The sequence below is a fragment of the Amycolatopsis sp. NPDC051128 genome, from assembly GCF_040682715.1.
Taxonomy (GTDB): Bacteria; Actinomycetota; Actinomycetes; order Mycobacteriales; family Pseudonocardiaceae; genus Amycolatopsis.
The window spans coordinates 22,266-31,708 of the sequence record NZ_JBFBBN010000036.1 but is presented as its reverse complement, the minus strand read 5'-3'; the positions used below and the strand labels follow the sequence as shown (position 1 = coordinate 31,708).

The window sequence follows — 9,443 nt, the reverse complement described above, 5'->3', positions numbered from 1 at the left end:
GGGGCGGGGGGGCGCGCCCCCCCCCGCGGGGGGGGGGGGGGCGGGCGGCCCCCCCCCCCCCCGCCACATTGGGTGCGTTGGACGCAACCAACGCCACATTGGGGCGTTTGAGACTGGCCGGGCGCACGCGGCCGGCGCGGCGGAGCCGCCCGAAACCCGGCCGACACATCCGGTCACCGCGCTACGCGGTCGGGTCGGCGCCGAGGGCCGCGTCGAGCAGCTCGCCCAGCTGGTCGAGCTGAGCGGCCGACAGGGCGTCGAACGACGACTCGAGGACGCCGTCCACGGCGTCCTGGCCGGCGGCGCGCAGCCGTTCGCCCTTCTCGGTGAGCCGGTGCCGGACGGCGCGGCCCGGGCCGGGGACCCGCTCGATCAGCCCGCGGTCGGCCATCCGGGTGGCCAGCGAGCCGAAGGACTGGTCGGTCTGGAAGGTCAGCACGGCGAGGTCGTGCAGCGAGGCGTCCGGCTTGCGGTGCAGGTGGCGCAGGGTGTCCCAGTGCACGAGCGACAGCCCCAGCGGCGCCAGTGCCCGGCTCAGCGCGCGGTGGTGGCGGTACTGCAGGCGTTTGACGGCCAGGGCGACCTCGGCCGGGCGGTGCGTCATGCCGGACAGCCTAACCCACTGAAGCCAGGTTGCTTATCTAAGGAACCTGATCTAAGGTTCCTTAGATAAGCCCCCGCCGACACTCAGAAGGAACCATGACGACACTCCCCACGGCCGGAAGCCTTCGGCCCGCCCGCACCGAAACCCACACCCTCGGCCCGGTCCAGGTCACCGTCCAGGACCGCGACCGCACCCGCCCGTACCTGCTCCTGCACGGCGGAGGCGGCGTCGCCACCATGACCGGCTTCGCCGACCTGCTCACCGAACGCACCCACTCCCGCGTCCTGCTCCCCACCCACCCCGGCTTCGGCGGCACCCCCAAACCCGCCGGCCTCACCGACGTCAAGGAACTCGCCCGGGTCTACGTCGCGCTGCTGGACCGGCTCGACCTCACCGACGTCACCGTCGTCGGCAACTCCTTCGGCGGCTGGCTCGCCGCCGAAATCGCGCTCCTGGACAGCCCGCGCGTCAGCGGCGCGGTGATCATCGACGGCATCGGCATCGAAGTCGACGGTCACCCGCTGACCGATGTCAGCGGCCTCTCCCCCGCCGAGATCCGGGCGTTCTCCTTCCACGACCCGAGCAAGGCGCCCGTCCCGCCGGGCGGTGGCACCGGGCCGAGCCCCGACGTGCTCGCCCTCATCGGCTACACCGGCCCGGCCATGTCCGACCCGACGCTCGCCGAGCGCCTCGGCGGCCTCCACATCCCGGTCCACGTGGTGTGGGGCGAAAGCGACGGCATCGTCGACCCGGAATACGGCAAGGCCTACGCCGCCGCCATCCCGCTCTCGACGTTCACGCTGCTGCCCCGCACCGGCCACCTGCCCCAGGTCGAGACGCCCGAAGAACTGCTGGGCGCGCTGACCGACCTCGGCAACTGACCTACCCCACAAGGAGAAACCGCATGCCCGCCTCATTGAGCGTGACCCGGATCGGCCACGCGTGCCAGCTGATCGAGATCGGCGGGATCCGCGTCCTGACCGACCCGTGGTTCACCCAGACCGCCATCTACTACCAGGGCGAGCCGGTCGCCTCGACCGTCGAAGCCCTCGGCCACCTCGACGCGGTCGTGATCACCCATGAGCACTACGACCACTGCGACCTCGACGCCCTCGTCGAAGCGGGCTTCGACCTCGACACTCCCCTGATCGGACCCGGCACCGTCGCGGCCATCGCGCGGGACAAGGGATTCCGCGACGTCCGTGTCGTCGAAGCGTGGGAAGCCACCACCGTCGCGGACCTCACGGTGACCGCGACGCCGGGCAAGCACGGGGTGCACGAAGTCACCTTCGTCATCCAGGCGCATGGGCGCACCGTGTTCTTCGGCGGTGACTCGCTGCGGGTCCCGGAGCTGGACACCCTCCCGGCGCGGTTCGGCCACATCGACCTGGCCATCCTGCCCACCAACGGCCTCTGCGTCCGGCCCATGAACCATCAGCAGGTGGTCATGGACGCCGAAGAAGCCGCCGGGTTGACGGCCGTGCTGAAGCCGACCCTGGCCGTGCCGCACCACTACGCCTTCCACAGCGGCCGGCTCGGCGACCGCATGATCACCCGAGGCGACCAGGATCCGCGGCACTACGCCGACGCGGTGGCCCGCGTCGCCCCCGGCATCGACGTCCGGCTGGTGCTGCCCGGAACCGTGGTCACCGTCCCGTGAACCGAGGGGTGGTCGCGGCCGGAACCGAAAGTGGCGCTTCGCTGTCCGTTCTGAAGAAGACGAGGATCAGCGTCGCGCCCGCTCCGGGTGACTGACCGCGGCCAGCCGCTCCTGGACGCGGGCGTGGCGGAACTGGTAGACGCCACCGGCCTGCCGGAGGACGCCACGGCGGTGGGCGTCGTCGAGGAAACGCATGAGCCGCCAGGGAAGGCGGCCGGTCGCGGCGAGCCAGACGTGGTGGACGAAGTAGTTGCCCCAGGCGCGCGTCACCAGGACCGCCAAGCCGAAGCCGACGCCGAAACACCCACCGGCCACGACCGGGAGTACCGGGTCCGTCGCCGCCGGGAACACCTGGCCACCCGCGATCGCGCCCGCCAGGCCGTAGCACACCGCCGCGACGCCGCGGGCCATGAAGAACCCGAACGACGCGCCCGCCAGCCCGCCGGCGATGGCCAGCGCCACGTCGTACCGGCCGCCCAGCACCGGCAGGAACCGCGTCTGCGCGGTGAACGCGAACGCCATTCCGTCGAACAGCCCCACCGACACCAGGAAGGACGCGGACAACGCGATCGCCCCGGTCCGTTCGTTGCGCAGGATCGTCCTCGGGCTCGACACGCGGCTGGCGTCGACCGGTTTCGCCAGCCACACGTGCACCGCGAACAGCAGGCCGAACACCAGCGCCAGGAAGACGACCAGGCCGGTGGCCAGCGACCAGCCCAGGCCGAGCAGGACGCCCACGGCGGCACCGATCGCGAAGCGGCTGGCGAACTTCCGGGCAGCCCCGGCGAAGCGCAGTTCGGTGCGCAGCGGCTCCGGCGCGCGCCCGAAGCGGTGGGTCAGGTAGCCGGCGCCACCGAACGAAAGGCCGTAGATCGCCGCCAGCGCCGGCCCGTCGTCGAGCTGGCCGGTGACGACGAAGAACAGCGCGATCACCACGCCGATCAGGCCCGAGCGGGTCCCGGCGGGAACCGCCCGGTACAGCTGCCACCAGGCCAGGTCGCGGCTGCGCGCCTGTTCGAGGTGCCGGGCCAGGAAACCCAGCCAGCGGGTCGCCTGCGCCGCGGTGTACCGCCCGGACGGGCTGGTCTTCGGGTTCCGCCCCGGCGGCTGCGGCACCTGCGCGTAGGCGTTGGGGACGAACGAATCGAGCAACTTCCCTTCGAGGGCTTCCGCGTCTTCGGCGGCGAGCAGCTCCGCGGGATCCGCGCTGGGACGGCCGTACCCGATCCGCGCGAGGTCGACCATCAACGGCGTCCGCAGCACCCGGGCCAGGGCTGCGTCCGGATCCCGGCGCAGCCGGTCGGCCACGGGGCGCCAGCGGTCGTGGCCGGCGCCCTCCCGCGCGGACAGGTAGGTGATCGCCTCCTGCCGGGCGACGGGTTCGAGCCGCACGACGGTGGCGGCGCTCAGCACCGCGCCGGATTCGCGCGTGACCTGCTCGTACTCGGCCGAGCGGCAGGTCAGCACCAGTGAGCGGCCCACGGCCATGGTCTGGTCCAGTGCGTCGAGCGCGGCGACGCGCAGGTCGGCCGGCATCTCGTCGAGGCCGTCGAGGACCGGGACGACGTGGCCGCCGAGGACGAGCCGGGTGGGTGCGCCGGGCCCGTACTCCCGGGTGTTGAGCAGGGCCGGGTGGTCGTCGGCGAGCCGGCCCGCCAGCCACCGGTCGAGGTGTTCCCGCCGCGGATCCCAGGAGGCCAGCGACAACAGGACCGGGACCGGGCTGCCCGGGGCACGGGTGCGCAGCAGCTCCAGCGTCAGCATCAGGGCGAGCACCGACTTACCGGAGCCGGGATCGCCGAGTACGACCAGCTGCCGCACGGGCAACGCGGCGAAGGTCTTCGTGATGTCGTCGAGGTCGCCCCGGAGCGCCGGCTTTCCCGGGCGCGCGACAGCCGACCAGCGCAGGACGATCGGCTGCGGCCGGTGCAGTGAACGCAGCTCGGCTTCGGCGCGCCATTGCCACGTGACGGCTTCGGCCAGCTCGGTGACCGCACGGCCGAAGAGGTGGTGCTCCGGCGGGGCGTCCACCCTCGGCTCGGGGTCGGGGGTGGGGGCGACGGCCGGAACGCTGGGCGTGGCCTCGGCGAGGATCTGCTCGTGGAGCCGCCGGAGGTCGGGGTTCGGATCGACGCCGAGCTCGTCGGCCAGCCGCCGGCGCAGGCCGTGGAACAGCGTCGAAGCCTCGGCGTAGCGGCCCTCGTTCGCGAGGGCGCGCATGAGGAGCAGGTGGGACAGCTCGCGCATCGGGTGCTCACCGCAGAATTCGGTCAGCTCGCGGACGACCTCGCCCGTTTCGCCGAGCCGGAGCCGCCATTCGGCACAGAGTTCCACGGCGTCGGCGCGCTGTTCGTCGAGCACCGCGGCCCGGCCGGCCAGCGTGGTCGTCCGCAGCCCGTCGAGCGCCGGGCCACGCCACAAGGCGAGCGCGGCGCGGATCTCTTCGACGGCGTCGACGAGCTTCGCCTGCCCGGCGAGTGCTCGCGCGGCCACGACGTGGCGGCGGAACCGGAGGGAGTCGAGATCGTCGGCGTCGGTCTGCAGCCGGTACCCGGGACCGTCGGTGACGATCGACCCGCCGGTCTCGCCGAGCCGTCCCCGCAGGGCGGAAACGCAGTTCCGCACCTGCTTCACGGCCGTCGCCGGCGGCTCGTCCTCCCAGAGCGCATCGACCATGCGCTCCACCGGGACGACCGAGTTGGGGTTGAGCAGGAGGGTGGCGAGCGCGCGCTGCTGACGCGGGCTCGCCAAGGCCACCCGGTTCCCGTACTCCCGCACTTCCAGCGTCCCGAGAATCCGGAACCTCATCGCATCTCCCCCTCGCCCTCAAGGCTAGCGCCCGGTGTCCGGCTCCGGAACGCGCAGGTGAAGCCGGGATGCCGGGGTGAGGACGAAACGAGGACGGCGTCCGGAACCCTGGCGGCACGGTGATTGCGGGGGAACTGCCGGGGGCGCCCCGGTGGCGGGCGCGTCGTTGGGGGTCGCGCCCTCCACCGGGACCGTCACCGCCGACACACTCACGTACCCGTCGAGCAAGGCCTTCGTGTCTCTGTAGGACCGTCGTCAGCAGGTTTCCTGTTTCATCGGCGCGTCCCCGGCCGGGTGACGTCACAGCCCCGAAGCTGGACCGCGCCGGAAAGCCCGCACGGCGGTACGATCGGGGAGACAGCACGTGAGCGCCCGGACCCTGCTCTCATGACGACCAGCGGTGTGGCCGAACCGACCACCCTCCGCCAGGAGCAGGATCTCATGAGCGCCACGAAAACCACCTCCGCGGGACCGAAGCCCATCGTCGACGGCGAGCATTCCCGCGGTGAGCTGATCACCATCCGGATCTTCCTGCTCGCCCCGTTCCTCGCCCTGATCTCGGTCGTGGTCCTGGTGTGGGGCTGGGGGCTGAGCTGGCTCGACATCGGAATCGCGACGGGCTTCTACGTCGTGACGACCTTGGGCGTGACCGTCGGGTACCACCGCTACTTCACCCACGGCGCGTTCACCGCCACCCGCCCGCTGCGGATCGCGCTGGCGGTCGCCGGGGGTCTCGCCGCACAGGGCCCGGTGATCAGCTGGGTCGCCGACCACCGGCGGCACCACGCCTTCTCCGACCGCGAAGGCGACCCGCACTCCCCCTGGCTCTACGGCACTTCACCGCTCGCGCTGGCCCACGGGTTCTGGCACGCCCACCTCGGCTGGCTCTTCGGCCGCGACAAGACCAACATCGCCCGGTTCGCCCCCGACCTGGCCGCCGATCCCGACATCCGCGCCGTCGACCGGCTGTTCCCGCTGTGGGTCGCCGCCACCGTGCTGGTCCCCGCCGCCCTCGGCGGCCTGATCGGCGGCTCCTGGTGGGCCGCGCTGACGGCGTTCCTCTGGGCCGGGCTGGCGCGGGTCTCCCTGCAGCACCACGTCACCTGGTCGGTCAACTCGATCTGCCACATGATCGGCAGCCGCCCGTTCACCAGCCGCGACCGCTCCGCCAACTTCTGGCCACTGGCGATCCTGTCGATGGGCGAATCCTGGCACAACTCCCACCACGCCGACCCCACCTGCGCCCGCCACGGCGTGCTCCGCGGGCAGATCGACATCTCCGCCCGCGTCATCTGGATCTTCGAGAAGCTCGGCTGGGCGACCAAGGTCCGCTGGCCCACTCCGCACCGCCTGGCCAAGATGTCGGCGCGCTCCACCCCGTCGGCGCACTGATCGGATGCCGGCCCACGGGTCTTCCCCGGTGCCTTACGGGCTCCGCGTCGCGGCCGCGGTCTCCTGGCGCGTGCTGGTCGTGGCGGCGGCACTGACGGTGCTGGGATTCGTGGTCAGCAGGCTGGCCTCGGTGCTCGTCCCGGTCGCGGTGGCGCTGCTGCTCGCCGGCTTGTTCGCGCCCGCCGTTTCCTGGCTGGCGGGCAAGAAAATTCCCCGCGGGCCGGCCACCGCGATCGTGCTGATCGCGGGCATCGCCCTGGTCGGCGCCATGGTGACGTTCGTGGTCATCACCGTCACCGTGGGCATGCCCGGGCTGATCGACCAGGTCACCGTGAGCCTGACCGACCTGCACACCTGGCTGCGGACCGGCCCCCTGCGGCTGAGCCAGGGCCAGCTCGACGAGATGCTCGGCAACCTGACCGCCATGCTCGGCCGGAACAAGTCGGCGATCGCGTCGGGCGCCGTCACCACCGCGGTCACCGTCGGGGAACTGCTCGCCGAGTTCCTGCTCGTGGTGTTCTGCCTGATCTTCTTCCTCGCCCAGGGGAACACCATCTGGGCGTTCGTGCTGCGGGCCGTGCCCGCCCGGCTCCGCGAACGCGTCGACGTCGCCGGGCGCAGCGGGTTCACCACCCTGGCGCACTACATCCGCGGCACCGCCGCCGTCGCGTTCGTCGACGCGGCCGGCATCGGCCTGGGACTGGTGATCGTCGGGGTCCCCTTGGCGGCTCCGTTGAGCACGCTCGTCTTCCTCGGCGCGTTCGTCCCCGTCATCGGCTCGGTGCTCGCCGGCGCGATCGCCGTCCTCGTGGCACTGGTGGCCAACGGCGGCTGGGCGGCCGTCATCGTGCTCGCCGTCGTGGTGGGCGTCATGCAGGTCGAAAGCCATGTCCTGCAACCACTGCTGCTCGGGCGGGCGGTCCGGCTGCACCCCTTGGCCGTCGTCCTCGCCCTCGCGGTCGGGCTCGTCACCGCCGGGATCGTGGGCGCCCTGCTCGCCGTGCCGCTGCTCGCCGTCTTCAGCTCCGGCGTGCGAAGCCTGACCGCCCGGCCCGGGAACGACCCGCCGGGGCGTACCGCTCCCGGTGACCCGCGGGCGAAGGCGGAATGAGCGGGCAGCGGGCGTCGGCTCTCCGGGCCGAAATCGGTCCGTTGAGGACGGTCATGGAGCGGCGGGCCCGTCCTGGTGCCGGATGGTGTCCCCGCCCTTGTGGTTGTCCGCCCGGCCGTACAGGCTTTCGAGCACGCTCTCGAGTTTGTGCGTGGCGCCCCGGCACGCCTCGCCGACCGAACCCGCGTGATGGCTGACGGCCACCGGCCGCCGGCCGGAGGGCCGGGCCTCGAGGACGCAGCGCCGGTCCAGCCCGTCTCCGGCGGCGGACTCCTCGCTGAAATGGACTTCCAGCCGCGTGATGTGGTCGCTGAACCGCGACAACCTGCCGGCGAGCTCCGACTCGAAGTGCCGGATCAGCTCCTCGCCACCGTGCACGGCCCGATCCGTGCTGATCTGGATCAGCATGTGTTGTGTCCCTTCGCCGGCCGGCCTGGTCCGCGCGAAGCGGCGTTCCGACGGCCACCGGCCTTCAGGCAATCGTGCCCACCCGGGCCACGGTCTGCCCAGGGTCACACGTCCTCTGCCCGGGGGCCGAAAGTTTCGCGGCAGGTGACCAGCGGCCCTTCTCCGGCGAAGCCGGACCCGCGACACTCGAAGGATCCGACCGAAGGGACGGAGCCGAACCGTGCGCGTGCGACTTTCGCTGCCGGAAAACGACGGCCTCACCATCGGCGTCGAGGAGGAATTCGTCCTCGCTGACCCGGTGACCGGCGGCGTGGCGCTCGCGGCGCCCCAGGTGCTGGCGCTGCTCGACGGCGAGCCCGCGGTGATGCCGGAACTCCTGCGCTTTCAGATCGAAATCGCCACCGGGATCCGCACCGGCCTCGACGAAATCCGGGCGGACCTGCTCGGGTTGCGCGGGCTCGTGGCGGCCGCCGCGAGCCACGCCGGCTGCCTGCTGCTCGCGTCCGGGACACCGCCGTGCGGCGACCTGCCGGGATTACCCGGCATCACCGCCGAACCCCGGTATCACGCACTGGCCGCGCGGTTCCCCACACTCGTCCCGGACGCCGGCACGTGCGCCTGCCACGTGCACGTCGGCATCCCGTCCCCGGCGCTCGGCGTCCGGATCCTGGCCGGGCTGCGCCCCTGGCTCGCCCCGCTCCTCGCGATCAGCGCGAACTCACCGTTCGCCCACGACGTGGACACCGGGTGGGCCAGCCGGCGATACCCGTTGTGGTCGCGCTGGCCGACCGCGAAACCGCCGCAGACGTGGCCCGACGCGGCCGCCTACGCCGCCAGCGTCGACGACGCGGTCCGCCGCGGTGAGGCGATGGACGCCCACGGCGTCTACTTCTACGCCCGGCTCTCGCCGAAGCACCCGACGGTCGAGGTCCGGATCGCGGACGTCGGGTTGACCGTCGAAGACGCGGTGCTGCTCGCCGGCCTGGTCCGCGCCCTCGTGGTCACGATCCTCGCCGAAGCCCGGGACGGCGTCGCACCCCGGCCGGTCCGGGATTCCCTGGTCGTCGCGTCGTTCACCGCCGCGGCCCGCGACGGCTACCCCGGCCACGGCATCGACCCCTTCACCGGCGGAGCCCTCCCCCAGCGCCTGATCGTCGACCAGCTGCTGGAGTACGTCCGGCCGGCCTTGCGGGCCACCGGCGACCTCGCGACGATCGACCGGCGGCTCGCCGCGGTCCGCGCCGGGGAAACCGGCGCAGCGCGCCAGCGCGCGCTGTTCTCGGAGGCAGCGTCTCCGGCCGCGTTCGCGGCGAAGCTGGCATCGGCCACACTCACCGGGACCGGCATGCGCGGCCGCCGCGGCCCGCCGCCGGCGCAACGACCGGCCGCCGTCCACGACGGCTGAGCCGGCCCGGGCTTCCACCGCGCACGAACCCGTCGTCCCGATCCCGCCCCGGACC

8 protein-coding genes are annotated in these 9,443 nt (G+C 72.7%); 5 read left to right on the top strand and 3 right to left on the bottom strand.

What is annotated here, in order from left to right:
• Positions 1–181: 181 nt before the first annotated feature.
• Positions 182–604 carry a MarR family transcriptional regulator gene (locus tag AB0M82_RS30440; protein WP_364729039.1) on the bottom strand — a complete coding sequence of 141 codons (423 nt, stop codon included), beginning with the start codon at positions 602–604 and terminating at the stop codon, positions 182–184.
• Between the two features lie 95 nt (positions 605–699).
• On the opposite strand from AB0M82_RS30440, the gene AB0M82_RS30435 reads away from it, so the two are divergent.
• Together AB0M82_RS30435 and AB0M82_RS30430 are read left to right on the top strand one after the other, a co-directional pair.
• Positions 700–1,485: an alpha/beta hydrolase gene (locus tag AB0M82_RS30435; RefSeq protein ID WP_364729036.1), complete on the top strand. Its 786-nt coding sequence runs from the start codon at positions 700–702 to the stop codon at positions 1,483–1,485.
• A 23-nt stretch (positions 1,486–1,508) separates the two neighbouring features.
• Complete coding sequence (locus AB0M82_RS30430; RefSeq protein ID WP_364729033.1) at positions 1,509–2,264, top strand: MBL fold metallo-hydrolase; 756 nt, start codon at positions 1,509–1,511, stop codon at positions 2,262–2,264.
• 66 nt (positions 2,265–2,330) lie between these two features.
• Here AB0M82_RS30430 and AB0M82_RS30425 read toward each other — a convergent pair whose 3' ends face one another.
• Positions 2,331–5,072, bottom strand: coding sequence for a BTAD domain-containing putative transcriptional regulator (locus AB0M82_RS30425; RefSeq protein ID WP_364729030.1), 2,742 nt, complete (start codon positions 5,070–5,072; stop codon positions 2,331–2,333).
• A 441-nt stretch (positions 5,073–5,513) separates the two neighbouring features.
• Between AB0M82_RS30425 and AB0M82_RS30420 the strand changes: the two genes are divergently transcribed.
• Complete coding sequence (locus tag AB0M82_RS30420; protein ID WP_364729246.1) at positions 5,514–6,464, top strand: acyl-CoA desaturase; 951 nt, start codon at positions 5,514–5,516, stop codon at positions 6,462–6,464.
• Between the two features lie 28 nt (positions 6,465–6,492).
• On the top strand, positions 6,493–7,575 hold the full coding sequence (locus tag AB0M82_RS30415; RefSeq protein ID WP_364729027.1) for an AI-2E family transporter: 1,083 nt from the start codon (positions 6,493–6,495) through the stop codon (positions 7,573–7,575).
• A gap of 51 nt (positions 7,576–7,626) precedes the next feature.
• Here AB0M82_RS30415 and AB0M82_RS30410 read toward each other — a convergent pair whose 3' ends face one another.
• Positions 7,627–7,983, bottom strand: coding sequence for an HPF/RaiA family ribosome-associated protein (locus tag AB0M82_RS30410; protein WP_364729024.1), 357 nt, complete (start codon positions 7,981–7,983; stop codon positions 7,627–7,629).
• A gap of 220 nt (positions 7,984–8,203) precedes the next feature.
• On the opposite strand from AB0M82_RS30410, the gene AB0M82_RS30405 reads away from it, so the two are divergent.
• Complete coding sequence (locus AB0M82_RS30405; RefSeq protein WP_364729021.1) at positions 8,204–9,388, top strand: glutamate--cysteine ligase; 1,185 nt, start codon at positions 8,204–8,206, stop codon at positions 9,386–9,388.
• The last annotated feature ends 55 nt before the right edge of the window (positions 9,389–9,443 follow it).

Coding starts and splice junctions, on each gene's coding strand:
- AB0M82_RS30440 (WP_364729039.1), bottom strand. CDS start 604: ATGACGCACCGCCCGGCCGAGGTCGCCCTGGCCGTCAAACGCCTGCAG.
- AB0M82_RS30435 (WP_364729036.1), top strand. CDS start 700: ATGACGACACTCCCCACGGCCGGAAGCCTTCGGCCCGCCCGCACCGAA.
- AB0M82_RS30430 (WP_364729033.1), top strand. CDS start 1,509: ATGCCCGCCTCATTGAGCGTGACCCGGATCGGCCACGCGTGCCAGCTG.
- AB0M82_RS30425 (WP_364729030.1), bottom strand. CDS start 5,072: ATGAGGTTCCGGATTCTCGGGACGCTGGAAGTGCGGGAGTACGGGAAC.
- AB0M82_RS30420 (WP_364729246.1), top strand. CDS start 5,514: ATGAGCGCCACGAAAACCACCTCCGCGGGACCGAAGCCCATCGTCGAC.
- AB0M82_RS30410 (WP_364729024.1), bottom strand. CDS start 7,983: ATGCTGATCCAGATCAGCACGGATCGGGCCGTGCACGGTGGCGAGGAG.